The organism is Kitasatospora sp. NPDC059812 (assembly GCF_042732075.1).
In the GTDB taxonomy this organism is placed as follows: domain Bacteria; phylum Actinomycetota; class Actinomycetes; order Streptomycetales; family Streptomycetaceae; genus Kitasatospora.
The window spans coordinates 41,591-63,090 of record NZ_JBHWIO010000045.1; the positions used below are offsets into that span (position 1 = coordinate 41,591).

The window sequence follows — 21,500 nt, forward strand, 5'->3', positions numbered from 1 at the left end:
GATCCTCACCGTTCGTCATCGTTCGTCATCGTCCGGGCCGCCGGACGCGGCGTCTTCGAGTTCGCTCAGCACCTGGTCCTCCACCAGTTCCGCCAGGGCGGCCACGGTGCGGGAGACCAGGACGTCGCGGGGGGTGAGCGTGACGCCGAAGGCATCGTTGGCGCGGGAGGCGATCAGCAGGGCCCGCATGGAGTCGCCGCCCAGTTGGAAGAAGTCGTCCGTCACGCCCACGGCCGTCCGCAGGGTCTCGGCCCAGATCTCGGCCACGGCCTCCTCGGTGGGCGTGCGGGGCGCCAGCCGGCCGGGCCGCTGCTCCTCCTCGGGTGCGGGGGCGGGCAGCGCGGCGCGGTCGGTCTTGCCGCTCGCGGTGAGCGGGAAGCGGTCGAGGACGGCGAAGGCCGAGGGGACGAGGTGGCCGGGCAGGGAGCGGGCGGCCAGGGCGCGCAGTTCGGCGCCGGTCGGCGGTTCGGCGCCGGGGGCCGCGAGCAGGTGCGCGACCAGGCGGGGCAGCCCGGGCTCATCCTCCCGCACCGTCACCACGGCGTCCAGCACGGCCGGGTGGCGCACCAGGACGGCCTCGACCTCGCCCGCCTCGATGCGGTGGCCGCGCAGCTTGAGCTGGTGGTCGGTGCGGCCCAGGTAGTGCAGTTCGCCCCGGTGGTCGCGGCGCACCAGGTCGCCGGTGCGGTACATCCGGGTGCCGGGCGGCCCGTACGGGTCGACGGTGAAGCGGGCGGCGGTCAGGCCCGGCCGGCCGAGGTAGCCGCGGGCCAGGGCCGGTCCGCTCAGCCACAGTTCGCCGGTGACGCCGTCGGGCACCGGCCGCAGGCGGGCGTCCAGGACGTAGGCGCCGGTGCCGGGCAGCGGGCGGCCGATCGGCGGCGCGGCGCCGTCCGGGGCCAGCGGCGCGGACCAGGCGGCGACCACGGTGGCCTCGGTGGGGCCGTAGGAGTTGACCATGCGGTGGTGCGGGGCCCAGCGGGCCACCAGGTCGGCGCCGCACGCGTCGGCGCCGACCACCAGGGTCTTGAGCGCGGGCAGCGTGCCGGGGGTGTCGGCGGGCAGGGTGGCGAGGGCGGCCGGCGGCAGCAGGGTGTGGGTGATCGCCTCCGTCCGGAGCACCTCGGCCAGTTGGGCGCCGAGCAGCGGTCCGGGTGCGGGCACCACCAGCCGGGCGCCGTGCGGCAGGGACATGCACAGTTCGAGCACGGAGGCGTCGAAGCTGGGGGTGGCGAAGGCCAGCACCCGGTCCCCCGGGGCGACTTGGTAGTGCTCGGCCTCGGCGGCGGCGAAGGCGGCCAGCCCGCGGTGGGTGAGGACGACGCCCTTCGGGGTGCCGGTGGAGCCGGAGGTGTAGATGACGTAGGCGGGGTCGTCCAGGTCGAGCGGGCGGAGCCGGTCGGGGTCGGCGGGGCGGTGGCCGGGGGCGCCGTCCGGCGGGGCGGCCAGCAGCGCCGCGACCTCCTTGGCGTCCAGGGTGAGCGCGGGCGCCGCGTCGCGCAGCATGAACTCGACGCGCTCGTCGGGGTAGTGGGGGTCGACCGGCAGGAACGCGGCGCCGGTCTTCGCCACCGCCAGCTGGGCGAGCACCATGTCCGCCGAGCGCGGCAGCAGGAGGGCGACCACCTCGCCGGGGCCGGCGCCGCGCGCGATGAGCCGGTGCGCCAGGCGGTTGGCGTGCGCCTCGGCCTCGGCGAAGGTCAGCTCCAGTCCGGGGGCGCTCAGCGCCGGGGCGTGCGGCCGGCGGTCCACGGCGGCCTCGACCAGGGCGGGCAGGGCCGCCGGGGGCACCGGGGCGCCCGCCGGGCGGGCCGGGCCGCGCAGCAGCCGCTCGCGTTCCCCGGGCGGCAGCAGGTCGAGGTCGTCCAGGCGGGCGGTGCCGTCCGAGCCGGCCAGCGCGGCGAGGGTGTGCAGCAGTTGGGCGGCCAGTTTCTCGGCGGTGTCCCGGTCGATGTACCGGGGGTCGTGGCCGAGTTCGACGGCGAGCCGGTCGCCGGGCGAGACGACGACGGTGAGCGGGTAGTTGGTGGCCTCCCTGGCGTCCAGTTCGCGGATCAGCAGGCCGTGGGCGCCCGCCGTCGCGTCGCCGACCGGATAGTTCTCGAAGACCACCAGGCTGTCGAACAGCGCCGTCCCGGGCGCCAGCCCGCTCAGGCCGTGCATCGCGGCCAGCGGCAGGTGGTCGAAGCGGCGGTCCTCGGCCTGCTCCTCCTGGAGCGCGCGCAGCCAGGCGGCACAGGGCTGGGCGCCGTCGACGGTGACGCGGGCGGGCAGGGTGGTGATGAACAGGCCGACGATGGCGTCGGAGCCGGCCAGGTCGGCCGGGCGCCCGGAGACGGTGGTGCCGAAGCACACCCGCTGCTCCCCGCTCCACCGCGACAGCAGCAGCGCCCAGGCGCCCTGCACCAGGGTGTTGAGGGTGAGGCGGTGCCGGCGGGCGAACTCCTGGAGCCGGTCCGTCTCGGCCTCGGCCAGGCGGTGCGAGAGCCAGGCGCCGGAGCGGGCCGTGTCGCCCTGGGCGGGCCTGCGGTCGTAGGGCAGCGCGGTGGTGGTGAGGTCCGCCAGGACGCCGCGCCAGTGCTCCGCGGCGGCGGCGGTGTCGCGGGCGGCGAGCCAGCCGACGTAGTCCGCGAAGGGCCGGCGCTCGGGCAGGCCCGGCCGGTCGCCGCGGGCGAGCGCGGCGTGGGCGGCCAGGACGTCGGACAGGACGTGGAAGACGCTCCACCCGTCGAGCAGCACGTGGTGGAAGGTCCACACCACGCGCGCCGCGTCCGGGCCGAGCCGGATCAGGTCGAGCCGCAGCAGCGGGGCCCGGTCCAGGGCCGGCGGGCGGGCCCGCTGGTCGGCGAGCAGCCGCTCCAGGCGGGCTTCGCGCTCGGCTTCCGGCAGTGCGCTCCAGTCGTGTTCGGTGACCGGCAGCGTCGCCTCCCGGTGGACCACCTGGAGGGGTACGGGCACGTCGCGCAGGACGACGGCGGTGCGCAGCACGGGGGTGCGGTCGACGACGTGCTGCCAGGCGGCGGCCAGCGGCCGCAGGTCGCGGGCGCCGTCCAGCACGAAGGTGATCTGCTCGACGTACAGGCCGTGTTCGGCCTCGTCCAGGCCGTGCAGCACCATGCCGGTCTGGGTGGGGGTGAGCGGCTGGATCTCCGTCACGTCCCGTCCGGTGCCGGCCAGTCGGTCGACGGCGGCCTGGTCCAGGTTGGCCAGCGGGTAGTCGGCGGGGGTGCGGCCGCCCGCGCCGGGTTGGGCGCAGTGGCGGACGATCTCCCGCAGCTCGTCCAGCAGTTCGGCGGCGAGCCGGGCGACGGTGGCGCGGTGGTGCACCGCGCGGGAGTACGACCAGGTGAACGCCAGCTTCCCGTCGCTCACCCGGCCGAGCACGTCCAGCAGGTGCGGACGGTCCGCGGCCCGGTCCATGCCGCCGGTGAGCGGGCCGGCCGGGGCGTGCAGCAGGCCGCCGGGGGTAAGGGTCCGGTCCTGCCGGCCCAGGTAGTTGAAGCCGATCTGTGGCAGGTCGGGCAGCCGCCGTGGCGGGTCGGGCAGCCGGGGGTCGGCGGCGGGCCGCAGGTGGCGCAGGGCGCCGTAGCCGAGCCCGCCGCGCGGTACGGCGCGCAGGTTCTCCTTGACGGTCTTCAGGGCGGTGCCGGTGTCGGCGTCCCGGGGCACGTCCAGGGCCACGGGGTACAGCGTGGTGAACCAGCCGACGGTCCGGGAGAGGTCGACCCCGTCGAACAGTTCCTCGCGGCCGTGGCCCTCCAGGGCGACCGTCACCCGGTCCCGGCCGGTCCAGCGGGCCAGCACCCGGCCCAGGGCGCAGAGCAGGACGTCGTTGACCCGGGTGCGGTAGACCTCCGGGACGTCCTGGAGCAGCCGGCGGGTGTCCTCGGCGTCGAGGGCGAGGTCCAGCGACTCCTCGGTGGCGGCCGTGTTGGCGCCGTCGAGGTCGGTCGGCAGGGCGGTCGCGGCGCCGTGCTCCAGGCCGTACCAGTGGGCGTGCTCGTCGTCGAAGCCGCCGGCCGCGGTGTGCTCGGCGAGCCGTTCGGCCCAGGCCCGGAAGGAGGTGGTCTTGGGGCCGAGGTCGGGCCGCCCGCCCGCGCTCAGCGCGCGGTGGGCGGTGTCCAGGTCCTCCAGGAGGACGCGCCAGGACACCGCGTCGACCACCAGGTGGTGCGCGGCCAGCAGCAGGACGGGGTGCCGCTCGCCGTCGAAGCGGCACAGCGCGGCCCGCAGCAGCGGCCCTTCGGCCAGGTCGAAGCCTGCGGCCAGGCGCTCGCCCAGCTCGCGCAGCGTCGCCTCGCGCTCCTGCGCCGGGGCGGCGGGCAGTTGATGCGTGCGCAGCTCCGGCAGGTCGCCGGGCGCGGTGCCGTGCTGGCGCCACCGCCCGTCGCCGAGCGGCTGGAACCGCAGGCGCAGCGCGTCGTGGCGGTCCAGGACGGCGGCGAGCGCGGCCCGCAGCAGGGGCTCCTCGGTGTCGGGGGCGAGGGTGAAGGAGACCGACTGGGTGAACTGGGCGGTGTCCCCGCCGAGGGTGTCCAGCAGCCAGTGCTGAACGGGGGTGAGCGGGGCGTCGCCGACCACGGCGCCCTGTTCGGCGGCGACCGCCGGGCTCGGCGACTCTTCGGCGGCGAGGGCGAGTTCGGCCAGGGTCTGGTGGGCGAACAGGTGCCGGGGGGTGAGCGCGAGGCCGGCCCGGCGGGCCGCGGAGACGATCTGGATGCCCAGGATCGAGTCGCCGCCGAGCGCGAAGTAGTTGTCGTCCGCGCCCACCTCGGGCACGCCGAGCACCTCGCGCCAGATCGCGGCGAGGGTGCGTTCGGTCGCGGTGCGCGGCGGTCGGTCGCCGCGTGCGGCCGGGGTGGCCCACACCGGGGCGGGCAGCGCGCGGCGGTCGAGTTTGCCGGTGGCGCCGAGCGGCAGCCGCTCCAGCGGCACCACCAGCGCGGGCACCAGGTGGTCGGGGAGGGTGCTCCCGAGGAAGGCGCGCCACTCGACGGGGTCGGGCAGTGCGCCGTCGCGGGCCACCGCGTAGCCCACCAGGCGCCGGTGGCCGTCGTGGTCGACGACCCGGGCGGCGGCGGCCGACACCTGCGGGTGGCGGGCCAGGGCGGCCTCGACCTCGCCGAGTTCGATCCGGAAGCCGCGCACCTTGACCTGGTCGTCCGCGCGGCCGAGGTAGCCGAGGTCGCCGTCGGCCGTCCAGCGCACCAGGTCCCCGGTGCGGTACATCCGGCGCCCGGGCGGGCCGAAGGGGTCGGGCAGGAACCGGGCGGCGGTCAGGCCCGGGCGGCGCAGGTAGCCGCGGGCGACGCCGGTGCCGGCCAGGTACAGCTCCCCCGGCGCGCCGACGGGCACCGGGCGCAGCCGGTCGTCCAGGACGTAGGCCCGGGCGCCGCCGACCGGGCGGCCGATCGGCGGGTCCCGGTCGGGGTCGGCGGGGTCGCAGGCGAAGGCGGTGGCGTAGACGGTGGCCTCGGTGGGGCCGTAGATGTTCAGCACCCGGCAGCCGGGGACGGCCTCGCGCAGCCGGCGCACGGTGCGGGCGGGCAGGGCCTCGCCGGCCAGGACGACGGTGTCCGCGCCGAGGTGCACGGCGTCCTCCGCGAGGAGGCCGCCCAGGGCGGAGGGCACCGCGCTGAGCAGGCCGGCCCGCCACGGCCCGGGGCGCTCGGCCAGGGCCAGCAGGTCCCGGACGAGTTCCACGCAGCCGCCGGCGAGCAGGGGCGAGAAGATCTCGAACACCGACACGTCGAAGTTGAGCGAGGTGGCGGCCACCACGTGGGCCAGGCCGTGGTCGGCGAACTCGGCGGCGGCCCAGTCGGTCAGGGCCAGGACCGAGGCGTGGGCGACCACGACGCCCTTGGGGCGGCCGGTCGAGCCGGAGGTGTGGATGACGTACGCGGGGTGCTGCGGCAGCAGGGCGCCGAGCCGTTCATGGTCGCGCACGGTGTCGGGGCGGGCGGCGGCGAGCCGTCCGGCGCACCCGGGGTCGTCGAGCACGATCCGGGTGAACGGGCCCGCCGGCAGCCGCCCTGCGGTCTGCGTGTCGGTGACCACGGCGTCGGGGCGGACGTCCGCGAAGAGGAACGCGATCCGTTCGGCCGGGTACCCGGGGTCGACCGGCAGGTAGGCGGCGCCGCTCTTGAGCACCGCCAGCAGCGCCACGGCCAGGTCGGCGGTGCGGGGCAGCGCGAGCGCGACGAACCGCTCGGGCCCGGCGCCGGCCGCGATCAGCAGCCGGGCCAGCCGGTTGGCCCGTTCGTCGAGCTCCCGGTAGGTCAGCAGCGCGTCGCCGCAGCGGACGGCCGGGGCGTCGGGCGTGCGGGCGGCCTGCCGGGCGAAGGCCCCGGGCACGGTGTCCTGCGGCGCCTCGACCACCGCCCCGCCGAAGCGGTCGACGAGTTCGCGCCCCCGCAGCGGGTCGAGCAGCGGCAGCTGCGCCGCCGGCCGGTCGAGGCCGGCCGCCATCGCCGTCAGCAAGGTGTGCAGGCCCGCCCCGAGCGCCTCGACGGTCGCGGTGTCGAAGACGGCCGGGTCGTGGTCGAGGCTGACCGCGATGGCGTCGCCGGGGGCGACCACCACGCCGAGCGGGTAGTTGGTCGGCTCCAGGACGTGCTCGGTCTCGACGCCCAGGCCGTGCCGGGTCAGCGCCTGCGCGTCGAACGGGTAGTTCTCGAAGACCACGATGCTGTCGAACAGGGCTGTGCCGCCCGGCAGTTCGCTCCAGTTCTGGAGCTGCGCCAGGGAGACGGCGTCGTACCGGCGGGCCTCCGACTGGGCGTCCTGGAGCTCCCGCAGCCACTCCAGCAGCGAGCGGCCGGCGTCGATCCGCACCCGGGTGGGCAGGGCGTTGATGAACAGCCCCACCATCGAGGTGACGCCCGGGAGTTCGGCGGGCCGGCCGGAGACGATCGTGCCGAAGACCACGTCGTCCCCGCCGCCGTAGCGGGAGAGCAGCAGCGCCCAGGCGCCCTGGAGCACGGTGTTGACGGTCAGCCCGGCCTGCCGGGCGGTGGTCCGCAGCCGCTCCGACAGGTCGTTGTCGAGGGTCACCCGCACCGAGGCGGAGGAGGAGGCGCGGTGCGCCTCGGCCGGGCGCCGGTCGCGGGGCAGTTCGGTGGGGGCGGGGAACCCGGCCAGGGTGTCGCGCCAGTACCGCTCGACCCGCGCCGGGTCCTGCCCGGACAGCCAGCGCAGGTAGTCGGCGAAGGGGGCGCGCACGACCGGGTTCGGCCGGCGCCCGGCGGCCAGGGCGGCGTAGCGCTCGCACACCTCGTCGAAGACCTGGGCCGCGCTCCACCCGTCGAGCAGGACGTGGTGGAAGGTCCACACCACCCGCACCCGGGTCGGCGACAGCCGGACCAGGGTCAGCCGCATCAGCGGCGCGGCGGCCAGGTCGAGGCCGGCCGCGCGGTCCTCGGCGAGCAGCCGGGCGGTGTCCCGCTCGATCCGGTCGGCCGGGCGGCCGGTCCAGTCGTGGTGGGTCACCGGGACGGCGGCCCGGTGCTGGACGACCTGGAGCGGCTCGGCGGTGTCCTGCCAGGCGAGCCGGGTGCGCAGCACCGCGTTGGCGTCCACGGTCTGCTGCCAGGCGGCGGCCAGGGCGTGCGGGTCGGTGACGCCGGAGAGGACCAGTTGGACCTGGTTGACGTAGGTGTGGGCGTCCGGGTCCAGCAGGCTGTGGAAGAGCATGCCCGCCTGCATCGCCGTCAGCGGGTACACGTCCGCGACGGAGCGGCCGTCCCCGGCGATCCGGTCCACCGCCGCCTGGTCCAGCCGGGCCAGCGGGAAGTCGGCGGGGGTGCGGCCGCCGGCGCCGGGCTCGGCGCAGTGCGCGACGAGGTCCTCCAGGGCGCGCAGCATGGCGTCCGCGAGCGCGGTGACGGTCCGTTCGTGGTGCCGGCCGGCGCTGTAGTACCAGCCGATCTCCAGCCGGTCGCCCTCGACCCGGGCGACGACGTCCAGCAGGTGCGGGCGCTCGGTGCCGGGCGCCTCCGCGCCGCCGAGGCCGCCGGGGACGGCGCGGACCAGGGCGGCGCCGTCGGCGGACCAGTCGAAGCGGCCCAGGTAGTTGAAGCTGATCCCGGGGGCCGGGGCGTCGGCGAGCTGTTCGTCCCGGGCGAGGTGGCGCAGCGCGCCGTAGCCGAGGCCGCGCTCCGGCACCGCCCGCAGCTGCTCCTTGACGGCCTTCAGCGCGGTGCCCCAGTCCCCGTCCGGGACGTCGAGGGCGACGGGGAAGAGCGAGGTGAACCAGCCGACCGTGCGGGACAGGTCGACGTCCTCGAACAGCTGGTCCTCGCGGCCGTGCCCCTCCAGGCCGATCGCGACGGTGCGCCGTCCGGTCCACTCGGCGAGCACCCGGCCCAGGGCGGTGAGCAGGACGTCGTCGATCCGGGTGCGGTAGACCCCGGGGACCTTGCGCAGCAGGTCCCCGGTGCGCTCGCGGTCCAGCCGGACGGTGACGGCGCGCAGGTCGGCGGCGGTGTTGCCGCCGTCGCCGTCCACCGGCAGCGCGGCCGCGCAGTGCCGGGCGGCCGCCGCCCAGTGGGCGCGCCGGCCCGCGAAGCCGCCGGCCGCGGTGTGCTCGCGCAGGCGGCGGGTCCACTCCCGCACGGAGGTGGTGCGGGCGGGCAGGCGCAGCGGCCGGCCCTCCACGGCCTGCCGGTAGGCGGTCTCCAGGTCCTCCAGCAGGATCCGCCAGGAGACGCCGTCGACGACCAGGTGGTGGACGGCCAGCAGCAGCCGGGCGGGCCGGGTGCCGTCGGTGGTGAACAGGCGGGCGGTGAGCAGCGGGAGGGTGTCCAGCCGGAACGCGGCGTGCGCGGCCTCGGTGGCCCGCGCCTCGGCGGCCTCGGCCGCCGCCCGGTCCAGGGCGCCGAGGTCGACGACCTCCAGCAGCTCGGGCGCGGCGGCGTCCGCGGGGGCGCAGTGCTGCTGCCAGGCGCCGTCCGCCCCGGTGGTGAAGCGGGAGCGCAGGGCGTCGTGGTGGGCCCACAGGGCGGTCAGGGCGCGGCGCAGGGCCTGCGGGTCGACCTCGGCCGGCGCCTCCACCACGACGGACTGGTCGAAGGACGCGGCGTACGGCGGGTGCGGGTCGAGGAACCAGTGCTGGATGGGCGTCAGGCCCACCTCGCCGCTGACCGGTTCGGTCCCGGCGACGGTGGCGGCGGTGCCGGCGACGGCGGCCAGCGCGGCGACGGTGGGGTGCCGGAACAGGTCGCGGGGGGACAGCGCGAGACCGGCGGCGCGGGCGCGGGAGACGACCTGGATGCTCAGGATCGAGTCGCCGCCGAGCAGGAAGAAGTCGTCGTCGACCCCGACCCGCTCCACGCCCAGCAGTTCCGCCCAGATCGCGGTGAGGACGCGTTCGGTGTCGGTGGTCGGGGCGCGGTGGGCGCGGTCGCCCGCCGCCGACCAGTCGGGGGCGGGCAGCCGCCGGCGGTCCACCTTGCCGTTGGCCGTCAGCGGCAGTTCGGAGACCGTGACGAAGGCCGCGGGCAGCATGTAGTCGGGCAGGTCGGCCGCCAGGTGGGCGCGCAGCGCCGTGGCGGAGGGCGGCTCGGCGCCGCCGGCCGGCACCAGGTGGGCGGCCAGCCGCCTGCGCCCCGCGTCCTCGTGGAGCGAGACGACGGCCTCGGCGACGGCCGGGTGGGCGGTGAGCCGTGCCTCGATCTCGGCGGGTTCGATGCGGAAGCCGCGGATCTTGATCTGGTCGTCCGCGCGGCCCACGAAGTGCAGTTCACCGTCCTCGCTCCACCGGGCGGTGTCGCCGGTGCGGTACATCCGGCCGCCGGGCGGCCCGAAGGGGTCGGCGAGGTAGCGGGCGGCGGTCTCGCCGGGCCGGCCCGCGTAGCCGCGCGCGACGCCGGCGCCGGCGATGTACAACTCGCCGGTGATGCCGGGCGGTTGCGGCTGGAGGGCGCCGTCCAGCACGTACACCCGGGTGTCGTCCAGCGGGCGTCCGATCGGCAGCACGGCGGGCAGCCGGTCACCGGGGCGGAAGGCCCGGCGGGTGGCGAAGGTGGTGGTCTCGGTCGGGCCGTAGCCGTCGACCACGGTGAGGTCGGGGCAGGCCTCCAGGACCCGGCGCACGACCGCGCCGGGCACCGCCTCACCGCCGGTCCACACCTCCCGGGCGCCGCGCAGGCAGCCCGGGTCCTCCTGGGCGAGGAGCCGGAACAGGCCGGCGGTCAGCCACAGGCACTGCACGCCCTGCTCGGTGACGGCGCGGCGGACGGCGGCGGCGTCCAGGTCCTCCGGCGGGGCCAGCACGGCGGTGCCGCCGCGCAGCAGCGGCACCCACAGCTCGTAGGTGGCGGCGTCGAAGGCGTGCGGGGAGTGCACGAGCACCCGGTCGTGGCCGGTGAAGGCGCGGTCCAGGGCGAGCGCGGCGACGTCGCGCCGGCGCACCGCGACGCCCTTGGGGGTGCCGGTGGAGCCCGAGGTGAACATCAGGTACTGGACGTTGTCGGGGTGGAGCGCCGGGGCCGGGCCCGGCCGGGCCGCGAAGGTCTGCCCGTCGACGCGAAGCACTTGCCCGTCCGGCCGCAGTTCGCGGGCCATCCGGTCCCCGTGCGCGTCGGTGAGCAGCAGGTCCGCGCCGGCCTCGGCCAGCATCAGGTGCAGCCGCTCGCGCGGCGCCCTGCCGTCCAGCGGCACGTAGACCCCGCCGGTCCGGACCAGCGCCAGCTGGGCGACGACCAGGTCGACGGAGCGGTCCATGAGCACGCCGACCGGGCGTTCGGCGCCGACGCCGAGCGCGGCCAACCGGCCGGCCAGGGCGGCGGCGCGGGCGTCGAGGTCGCGGTAGCCGAGGCGCTCGTGGCCCGCCTCCACGGCGACGGCGTCCGGGCGGCGGCGCACCTGCTCGGCGAACAGGTCCGCGATGTCGCGCTCGGTCCGTCCGACGGCGGTGGCGTTCCAGTCGACGAGGATCCGTCGGCGCTCCCCGGCGGTCAGCAGCGGCACGCGCGCGGGCGGGCCCCCGGCGCTCCCGGGCAGTCCCGTCAGGACAGCCGTGAGCTGCCCGGCCATCCGCCGGACGGTGGCCTCGTCGAACAGCCGCGGGTCGTAGCACAGCCGCAGGGCCAGCTCCGGCCCCGGATAGGCCAGCAGGGCGAGCGGGTAGTTGGTGGTCTCGATGCCGTCCAGGTCGCGCAGGCGCAGGCCGTGCGCGGCGGCCGCGTCGTCCTCGACCGGGTAGTTCTCGAAGACGACGATGCTGTCGAACAGGGCGGTCTGCTCGGGGAGGACGGTGGCGGCCCGCAGGCGGGTGAGCGGGACGAAGCCGTGGCGCCGGTCCTCGCCCTGCTCCCGTTGCAGCGTGCGGAGCCAGTCGAGCAGGGTGCCGTCGGCGGGCACGGCCGTCCGGGTGGGCAGGGTGGTGATGAACAGGCCGGTCATCGTCTCGACGCCGGGCAGCTCGGGCGGCCGCCCGGACGAGGTGGTGCCGAACACCACCTCGTCCCGGTTCGCCTGACGGCCCAGCAGGATCGCCCAGGCGCCCTGGACCAGGGTGTTCAGGGTCAGGCCGGAGCCGCGCGCGAGGCCTTCCAGCGCCCGGGTCCCGGCGGCGGGCAGGGTGAACAGCACGGCCCGGGTGGATTCCGCGCGGTGGCTCTGGCGCGGCTCGCGGTCGTACGGCAGCGGCGTCGGCTCGGCCAGCCCGGCCAGGCGCCCGCGCCAGTGCCGCTCGGCCTCCGCCGGGTCGCGCTCGCGCAGCCAGGCCACGAAGTCGCGGTAGGGCCGGCGCTCCGGCACCGTGCCGTACGGGACGGTGCCGTACGGGACGGTGCCGTACGGGACGGTGCCGTACGGGACGGTGCCGTACGGGACGGTGCCGAAGGGCTCGGTGCCGGATGGCAGGGTGCCGGACGGGACTTCTCCCGCCTCCGGCCCGGAGCGGGCCAGCGCGGCGTGCACGGCGAACACGTCGGACAGCACCTGGAAGAGGCTCCAGCCGTCCAGGACGAGGTGGTGGAAGGACCACAGCACGCGCACCCGGGTGTCGGAGAGGCGGATGAGCAGCAGGCGCTGGAGCGGGGCCCGGGCCAGGTCCAGGCCGCGGGCCCGGTCGCGGTCCAGGAGCTCGGCCAGCCGGCCCCCGCGCTCGGGCTCGGGCAGCTCGCGCCAGTCCAGGTGGGTGACCGGCACGGCCGCCCGTCGCCGCACCACCAGCAGCGGCTCGGGCACCTCCTGCCAGCGGACGTGGGAGCGCAGCACCGGGGTGCGGTCGGTGACCCACTGCCAGGCGGCGGCGAGCCGCCCCGGGTCGGGCACGCCGTCCAGGACGAAGTCGAGCTGCTGGAAGTAGGCGCCGCTGTCCTCCTCGGCGAGGCCGTGGAAGAGCATCCCGGACTGGGTCGGCGTCAGCGGGAGGACGTCCTCCACCGCGCCCGGGTCGTCGCCGGTGATCAGGTCCACGGCCGCCTGGTCGAGCCGGGCCAGCGGGAAGTCGGACGGGGTGCGCCCGGCGGCGCCCGGGCGGGCCGCGTACCGCGCGAGGTCGGCCAGCTCGGCGGCGAAGCGCCGGGCCAGGGCCTCGACGGTGTCGCGCCGGTGCACGGCACCGGAGTAGAACCAGCTGAACTCCAGCGCGTCGCCGTCGAGCCGGCCGACCACCTCCAGGGCGTGCGGGCGCTCGACGTGCGGGTCGGCGTCCAGTTCCAGGGGCCGGAACGTGCCGCGGTAGAGCCCGGCCGCGTCCTGCGGGAAGGACATCCGGCCGAGGTAGTTGAAGCTGATCCGCGCGGCCGGGGCGTCGGGGGCCGTGCCGGGGCGCCCCAGGTGGCGCAGGGCGTCGAAACCGAGACCCCGTCGGGGGACGGCGCGCAGCTGCTCCTTGACCCGCTTGAGGACGCCGTCCCAGTCGGCCCCGGCGGGCACGGCCAGCGCGACGGGGTGCCGGGTGGTGAACCAGCCGACCGTGCGGCTCAGGTCGAGGTCGGCGAACAGCTCCTCGCGCCCGTGCCCCTCGACGTCCACCACGACCCGCTCCAGCCCGCTCGCCCCGCACAGGGCCCGGCCGAGGGCGCTCAGCAGCACGTCGTTGGCCTGGGTGCGGTAGGTGTCGGGCAGGGTGCGCAGGAGGGCGGCGGTGTCGGCGGCGTCGAGGCGCACGGTGACGGAGCGGGCCGAGGCGTGGGTGTCGGCCCCGGCGAGGTCGGCCGGGAACGGGTCCGCCGGGGCGTCACCGTCCTGCGCGGGGACGGCCCGCGCCCAGTACTCCGTCTCGTCCTCGAAGCCGCCGGCCGCCGCGTACGCGCCGAGCCGCTGCCCCCACTGCCGCAGCGGCGAGGACTTCGCCGGCAGGGCCGCCGCCCCGTCCCGGCCGTCGCGGCGGGCGCGGTAGGCCGCGTCGAGGTCCTCCGCCAGCACCCGCCAGGAGACCCCGTCGACGACCAGGTGGTGGACGGCCAGGTGCAGGACCGGCGGCAGCCCCGCACCGCGCTCGTGCAGCACGGCGCGCAGCAGCGGGCCGTCGCCGCCGCCCAGGTCGAAGGGGCCGAAGTGCGGGGTGTCGCCGTCCGGGCCGGTGTGCCGGCCCAGGCGGATCCGGGGCGCCCGGTCGTCGATCCGCCAGCGCACGCCGGGGCCGGTACCGGGCTCGCCGACCTCGGGCTCGCCGACATCGGGCTCGCTGGCGTCGGGCTCTCCGGCCTCGGCCGTGAAGGCCGAGCGCAGCGCGTCGTGGTGGGCGACCACGTCGTTCAGGGCGTCCTCCAGCGCCGCCCGGTCCACGTCGGCGCCCAGCAGGAGGGAGAGCGCCTGGTTGAAGTGCCCGGCGCGCCCGGCGGCCCGGTCGAGCCACCAGCGCTGGATCGGGGTCAGGACGCCCGCCCCGGTGGCGGCCACCCGGGCGGTCACCGCCGGCCGTTCGGCGTCGTCCGCGCACCGGGCCAGCGCGGCGACCGTCTGGTGCCGGTAGAGGTCCCCGGAGGTCACCGCCAGCCCCACCTGCCGGGAGCGGGCCACCACCTGGATGCCGAGGATGGAGTCGCCGCCGAGGTCGAAGAAGTTGTCGTCCGCGCCGACCCGCTCCAGCCGCAGCACCTCCGCCCAGATGGTGGCGAGCGCCTGTTCGGCGGGGGTGCGGGGGGCGACGTGGCGTACGGCGGGCACGGCCGGCCCCGGGTCGGGCAGCCGGCTCCGGTCGAGCTTGCCGTTGGGGTTGAGCGGCAGCGCGGGCAGCGGCACGACGACCGAGGGCACCAGGTAGTCGGGCAGGGCCAGGCCGAGCGCCCGGCGCACGGCCTCGGGCTCCACCCGGCCGCCCGGGACGGGGACCACGTAGCCGACCAGGCGCCGGTTGCCCTCGCCGTCGGCGACGGTGGCGGCCGCCTCCGCCACGCCCTCGCAGCGCCGCAGCGCCTCCTCCACCTCGCCCAGTTCGATCCGGAAGCCGCGCACCTTGACCTGCTGGTCGATCCGGCCGAGGTACTCCAGCTCGCCGTCGGCGTTCCACCGCACCCGGTCTCCGGTGCGGTACATCCGCTCCCCCGGCGCGCCGTACGGGTCGGCGACGAACCGGGCGGCGGTCAGCCCGGGGCGGCCCAGATAGCCGCGCGCCAGGCCGCCGCCCCCGAGGTACAACTCGCCGACCACGCCCGGCGGTTGCGGGCGCAGCCCGGGGTCCAGGACGTACGTCCGGGTCAGCGCGAGCGGCCTGCCGATCGGCGGCGCCTGCTCCGGCAGCCGGTCACCGGCGAACCAGGCGGTGGCGTAGACGGTGGCCTCGGTGGGGCCGTAGATGTTGGCGATCGCGCTGCCGGGCAGGACGCGCCGCAGGTCGCCCACCGCCTGGGCGGAGAGGGCCTCGCCGGCCAGCACGACGGTGCCCGCGTCGACCGGGGCGGCGCCCCCGGCGAGCAGTCGGGAGATCACCGAGGGCACGCCGCTGACCAGGCCGACGCGGCGCGGGGCCGGCTCCTCGGCGAGGGCGGCGAGGTCGGCGACCACCTCGACGCTGCCGCCCGCCAGCAGCGGGCAGAGCAGCTCGAAGACCGACACGTCGAAGTTGAGCGAGGTGGCGGCGAGCACGTGGTCCAGCCCGCCGGGCCCGAACCGCTCGGCCGCCCAGCGGGCGAGGGCGACGACGCTGCGGTGGGTGATCACGACGCCCTTGGGGCGGCCGGTCGACCCCGAGGTGTAGATGACGTAGGCGGGGTGCTCCGGCAGCAGCGGCCGGAGGCGGTCGGCGTCCGTGAGATCGGCGTCCGCCGAATCAGCGTCCTCCGGGTCGGCGTCGGCGACCAGGCCGGCGCCGTCCTCCAGCAGCAGGACGGGCCACCCCTCGGGCAGCGCGGCCGCCGTCTCCCGGGTGGCGAGGACCAGCGTGGGCCCGGCGTCCGCCAGCATGAAGCGGATCCGCTCGGCCGGGTAGCCCGGGTCCACCGGCAGGTACGCCGCACCCGACTTGAGCACCGCCCACAGCACCGACGGCAGGTCGGCGGAGCGCGGCAGGCACAGCGCGACCAGCCGCTCGGGGCCCGCGCCCCGGGCGACCAGCAGCCGGGCGAGGCGGTTGGCCCGCCGGTTGACCTCCGCGTAGTCCCGCCGCACCGGGCCGCAGCCGACGGCGGTCCGCCCGGGCGTGCGGGCCGCCTGCGCCTCGAACAGCGCGGGCAGCACTGGCAGCACGGGCAGCACGGTGTCCGGGAGGTCGCGGGCGCCGCGCGCGGGCGGGTTCCAGGAGTCGAGCAGCGTGCGCTGCTCCTCCTCGGAGAGCATGGGCAGTTCGGCGAGGATGCGCTGCGGGCCGTCCGCCATGCCCGCCAGCAGGCGGTGCAGGTGGCGCGCCATCCGGGCCACCGTCCGGGCGTCGAACAGGTCCGTGTTGTACTCCACCGTCAGCGCGCAACCGTCGGTGTCCTCCGGGGTGAACTCCAGCACCAGGTCGAACCGGGCGGCCGGGCGGGGCAGCGGGTGGTCCTCGAAGCGCAGGCCTCCGGCGGGCGGCGGGGTGGTGGGGCTCTGCTGGACGACCATGACCTGGACCAGCGGGGTGCGGCTCGGGTCCCGGGGCGGGGCCAGTTCCTCGACCACCCGGTCGAAGGGCACCGCCGCGTGGGCGAAGGCGTCCAGCAGGGTGGTGCGCACGCTCTCCACGAACCGGTCGACGGTGGCCCGCTCGTCCACGTCGCCGCGCAGCACCACGGTGTTGACGAAGAAGCCGGTCACCTCCTCCAGCTCCCGCCGGTCGCGCCCGGTGGTGACGGTGCCGAACGCCACGTCCCGCTGGCCGGAGTAGCGCGAGAACAGCAGCGCGGACGCCCCCGCGAACAGGGTGAACAGCGTCGTGCCGCGGCCCGCGGCGAGGTGCCGCAGCCGGGCCACCAGTTCGGCCGGGAGGCGGTGGCGGTGCGCCGCGCCGTTCGTCGTGCGCTGGGCGGGCCGGGGCCGGTCGGTGGGCAGTTGCAGGGGTTGCAGCTCCGCCAGGTTCCGCTTCCAGTAGGCGAGGTCCGGCGCGTCCTCCGCCCCGGCGCCCTCGGTCCGCCGGCGCTGCTCCCAGCGCGCGAAGTCGGGGTACTGGAGGGCGGGGGCGGCGAGCGCGTCCGGTTCGCCGGAGACCTCCGCCCGGTAGAGCGCGGCCAGTTCGCGGGTGAGGACGCCCACCGACCAGCCGTCGGTGATGATGTGGTGCTGCGCCAGCAGCAGCAGGTGCTCGTCGGCGGCGAGCCGGACGAGCAGCGCCCGGGCGAGCGGGCCGTCCGTCAGGTCGTAGGGCCGGTTCAGCTCCTCGGTCAGCAGCCGTTCGGCCGCTTCGGCGCGCTCCCCGGCCGGCCGGTCGCCGACGTCCGCGGTGCGCAGCGGCAGGGTGCCCGCCGCCGCGACGCACTGCACGAGCTGCCCGTCGACGGTGGCGAAGGTGGTGCGCAGCGAGTCGTGGCGGGCGGCGAGTCGGCCCAGGGCCCGGCGCAGGGCCTCCGGGTCCGTCGTTCCGTGCAGCCGCAGGGCGACGCCGGTGTTGTACTCCGTCCCCCCGACGGTGAGGTCGTCGAGGAACCACAGGCGGCGCTGGGCGCTGGACAGCGGCAGCGGCTCCTCGCGCGGGGCGGGCGGGATCGGGTCCGGCGGCGCGGCGGTGTGCCGCTCGTCCACCAGCGGGGCCAGGGCGGCGACGGTCCGCGCGGTGAAGACGTCCCGGAGCGTGAGCCGGACGCCCAGCCGCTCGGCGACCCGGGCCAGGGTCCGGGCGGCGAGGATCGAGTCGCCGCCCAGGTCGAAGAAGTCGTCCGTCGCGCCCACCGCGTCGAGGCCGAGGACCTCGGCCCAGATGGCGGCCAGGGCGCGTTCGCGCCCGGTGCGCGGGGCGACGGGTCCGGCCGCTGCGGGGCGGGCGGGCGCGGGCAGCGCCTGCTGGTCGATCTTGTGCTGCGGGGTGAGCGGCAGCGCGGCCAGGACGACGACGGCGGACGGCACCAGGTGGGCCGGCAGGGTGGCGGCCAGTGCCGCGCGCAGCTCCGCCGGATCCGGGGCGTGCTCCGGTTCGGCGGGCGTGGCGTAGCCGACCAGGCGTTCGCGGCCCGGTTCGTCCTCCCGGACCACGACGACGGCCTGGTCGACGGCGGGGTGCGCCCGCAGGGCGGCCTCGATCTCCCCCGGCTCGATCCGGAAGCCGCGGATCTTCACCTGCCGGTCGAGCCGGCCGAGGAACTCCAGCTCCCCGTCGGCCGTCCACCGGGCCCGGTCGCCGGTGCGGTAGAGCCGGGCGCCGGGCTGGCCGAAGGGGTCGGCGACGAAGCGCCCGGCGGTCAGGCCGGGGCGGCCCAGGTAGCCGCGGGCCACGCCCTCGCCGCCGACGTACAACTCGCCGTCTACGCCAGGTGGTTGGGGCCGCATGGCCGCGTCGAGCACGTACGCCCGGGTGTGCGGCAGCGCGCCGCCGATGGGGGGTGCGCCGCTGCCGGCGGTCAGCGGGCCGGTCCAGGTGGCGACGATGGTCGCCTCGGTCGGGCCGTAGGAGTTGATCATGCGCCGGCCGGGCGCCCAGCGGTCGACCAGGTCGGCGGGGCAGGCCTCGGCTCCGACGATCAGCGTGCGCAGGTGGCGGCCCGCGCCGCCGGGCACAGTGGCCAGGGCGGCCGGCGGGATGAGGGCGTGGGTGATGCGGTGCTCGTCGAGCACGGCGGCGAGTTCCTCGCCCAGCCAGGGGCCGTGCGGGGGGATCACCAGCGTGGCACCGGCCAGGACGGAGATGAACAGTTCGAGGACGGAGGCGTCGAAGCTGGGCGAGGAGAACTGCAGCACCCGGTCGCCGGGGCGCACCGCGTAGTGCGCGCGGGCCGCCTCCGCGAAGCCGCCGATGCCCCGGTGGGTGACGACCACCCCCTTGGGCGTCCCGGTGGAGCCCGAGGTGTAGATCACGTACGCCGCGTGGTCGATGCCGCTCGGGCCCGGCAGCGCGGTACCGGTCGGGCCCGCCAGACCGGTGTCGGCCCGGTCCGTGGCGCCGGCCCGGTCCGTCTCCAGCAGCGCGCGGACCCGGGCCGGATCGTCCAGGACGACAGCGGGGGCGGCGTCGGCGAGCATCAGCGCCCGTCTCCCGGCGGGGTAGGCCGGATCCACGGGCAGGAAGGCGGCGCCCGTCCGGGCGACGGCCAGCTCCGCCGCGACCAGTTCCATCGAGCGCGGCAGGACCAGCGCCACCGTCCGGTCTGTCCCGGCACCGCGCCGTGCGAGGTCGCGGGCCAGGCGCTCGACCCGGTCGGCCAGTTCCCGGTACGTCCAGCTGCGCCGGCCGTCCGTCACCGCGGGCGCGTGCGGCGCGCGGGCCACCTGGGCGGCGAACAGCGCGTCGAGCGTCCGGTGCGCCGGCGGCGGGGCGGCATCGGTCCCCCGGGCGGCACCGGTCCCCGGGGCGCCAGGGGTGTCGCCGGCCTGCGGCGGAGCGGACGAACGCACGGGCTGGGCAGGCCGGTCGGTCATGGCGGAAGGTCCTTCCGGACGGGGAGGAGGCGATGCGGGCGCCGGGGCAGGCGGGGGCCGGCCCTCGGGCCCGGGGAACCGGGCCGGGGGAACGGAACGAGCCGGGGGTGAGCCCGGTGGAGCGACGCCGGCGGGAGGGCCGCAGGCGGCCAGGACGAGGCCGGGCGCCTCAGGCGGGGTCGGCGCGACGCGCCGTGCGCCCGGACACCTGCACCCGGTCGATCACGCCCGTGGCGGGATCGCGGTGGAAGCGCCCGCCCGGCTCGGGGCGGCCGGTGTCGGGGGCGAGCAGGTCGTAGGAGAGGTCGGCGAAACAGCGCAGGGGCAGCGGCAGGTCGCCGTCCACGGAGAGCGTGGACGATCCGTCGCCCGCGGGCTCGACGCGGTACCGGATCGAACCGTTGCGGTAGGTGCCCGCGCACTCGGGCAGGGGGGCGGGCTCGCCCGCGCCCACGGGCGCGATCGCGGCGGGCACCCGGACACCCGCCAGCTCGGCCAGATCGGCCGCGAGCTCGCGCCAGAGCGCGGTGGCGGTGCCGGAGTTGCCCGCGAAGGCGACCACCACGCCGCTGTCCGGGTCGGCCCGCAGGTGGCAGGAGGTCCCCATGGCGTTGCCGTCGTGGCCGCACCACAGCCGGCCGTCCTGCTGGTAGAGGGCGAGCCCCGGGCCCCAGCCGTCCGCGAGCGCACCCGGCCGGGCGCCGGGCTGCGGGCGGCGCATCTCCTCGGCGACGGCGGGGGGCAGGGCCTTGGCCCGGCCGACCAGGGCGCCGCCGAGCGCGGCGAGGTCCGCGGCGCTCGCCAGCAGGGCTCCGGCCGGGGCCTCCAGCGGGGCCAGGTTCTGCCGGACCGGCCGGGCCCGGCCGGTCGCGGCGTTGAGCGCGTGTCCGGCGGCGACCGGGCGTGCGGGTGCGCTCGCGTCGACGAACACGGGCACGGTGCCGAGCGGTTCGAGCAGCAGGGCGGCCACGGCCTCGTGCCAGGGCATCCCGGTCACCGTCTCCACCAGGCGCCCGGCGGCGATGTAGCCGGCGTTGGAGTAGGAGAAGTCCGTCCCGGGCGGGAAGAGCGCGTCCCCGGCCGTGCACACGGACGACAGGTAGTGCGCCGCGGTGGTCCGGGCGGCGGCGTCGGAGTCCGGCCCGGTGGGCAGTCCGCCGGTGTGGCTGAGGAGTTGGCGAATCGTTACTGCTGGCATCCGGCGGAGCTCAGGCAGGTGATCGGCGACCCGGTCGTCGAGGTCGAGGTCGCCGTCGTCGGCCAGGAGCATCACCAGGGCGGCCGTGTAGGGCTTGGTGAGCGACCCCACCGGCACGACGGTGTCCCCGGCGAAGGGCGCACCGGTGGCGGCGTCGGCCACACCGGTGTGCAGGGCCACGACCTCCGAGCCGGTGTCCAGCACCACCTGGGCGCCGGGCACCCGGTGGGTGCGCGCGAGCGTGTCGAGCCGGTGCTGCAGTTCGCGCTGTAAGCGGCGTAAGAGGAACGGCGCGCGCTCGCGGACGGGCGCGGAGCTGGGGTACGGCATGGGCGGACGCTCCCGTTGACTGGTTCTCAGATGCGGGCGCGGCAAGCGTCCGCGGATGAATTCCGGATTACTGTGGAGCACACCGTGAAATTTCCTGCCACCTGCGCTCCTCGACTCAAGACTCGCGGGAACAACGGGAATCGACGGAAGTCTGCCGATGACGGCCGGCTGGGTGTGAACGGGAATCCCCGACCGCTCCCGGCAGGGCGCCGCACCCGCCCGAGGGGAACCGTTCCCGGCCGCCTCGGCGCTCCCCGACCGGACGGTGCGAATGCGACCCGAATTCCACGCCGCCCCGGAACGGCGAACGGGGGAACGGTGAGCGGGAACGGTGGGCGGCGAACGGCCGACCGCCGAATGACCTCACCCCGCAGGCGGGGCCGGACAGGAATCCCGAACGCTCCAGTCGGCCGCTCCGACGGCCCTGACCTGCGCGATCGTTGCGCCCGGCATGCCTATCCCCCCTGCGATCCCTCCCCGCAGCCACCGTGCGGAACCTGCCACGACCGTCGCGAGGACCGGGCAATACCTTGACGGCCCGAACGCTCGGAACGACGAACGCGGAACAGTCTTCACGGCGGGTCACCCGCTCGCAACCCCTGGCGATTGAACGGAAAGCAACTCTCCCCGGAATCGGAACCGCAAAATCGCTGGTGTGACTCCCGGCCACGCCCGGAACACCTGATGACGGGTGTGAATTCTTTGGCCGAAACTGTGACACCCCGATCCCCCTGGCCACCCGGCCGGGTTTCCGCGGGGAATAGCCGAGTGATTCCCCTGACGCCTGGGGCGGTTGTGCAGGAATTCGACGGGATCGATCGGGTGCGGCGCGGGTGAATCAATGAGGGCTCTGATGCGCGTGTGCCCTGATGCGCTTGTGCCGTGGTACGCGCGTGCTCTGATGTACTTCTGCCGCCCCCGGGTCGCGAAGGACTGCCGCGCGGGGGGGCCCCCGGGGGGGGGGCGCCCGGGCGGGCCCCCCCGCGCCGCGCCCCGGGGGGGGGGCCGGGGGCCCGCCCGCCGCCGCCCCCCCCGGTGCGCCCGG

At 76.9% G+C, this 21,500-nt stretch carries 2 protein-coding genes; both read right to left on the reverse strand.

All coding sequences use genetic code 11. The features are described from left to right. Nucleotides 1-15: 15 nt before the first annotated feature. Entirely contained in the window at nucleotides 16-18,927 is an 18,912-nt protein-coding gene (locus ACFV6D_RS22350) for a non-ribosomal peptide synthase/polyketide synthase (protein WP_380560911.1), read from the reverse strand. 169 nt (nucleotides 18,928-19,096) lie between these two features. After that, a complete protein-coding gene (locus tag ACFV6D_RS22355) occupies nucleotides 19,097-20,455 on the reverse strand; it encodes a serine hydrolase domain-containing protein (RefSeq protein ID WP_380560912.1) in 1,359 nt (452 codons plus the stop codon). Nucleotides 20,456-21,500 lie beyond the last annotated feature (1,045 nt).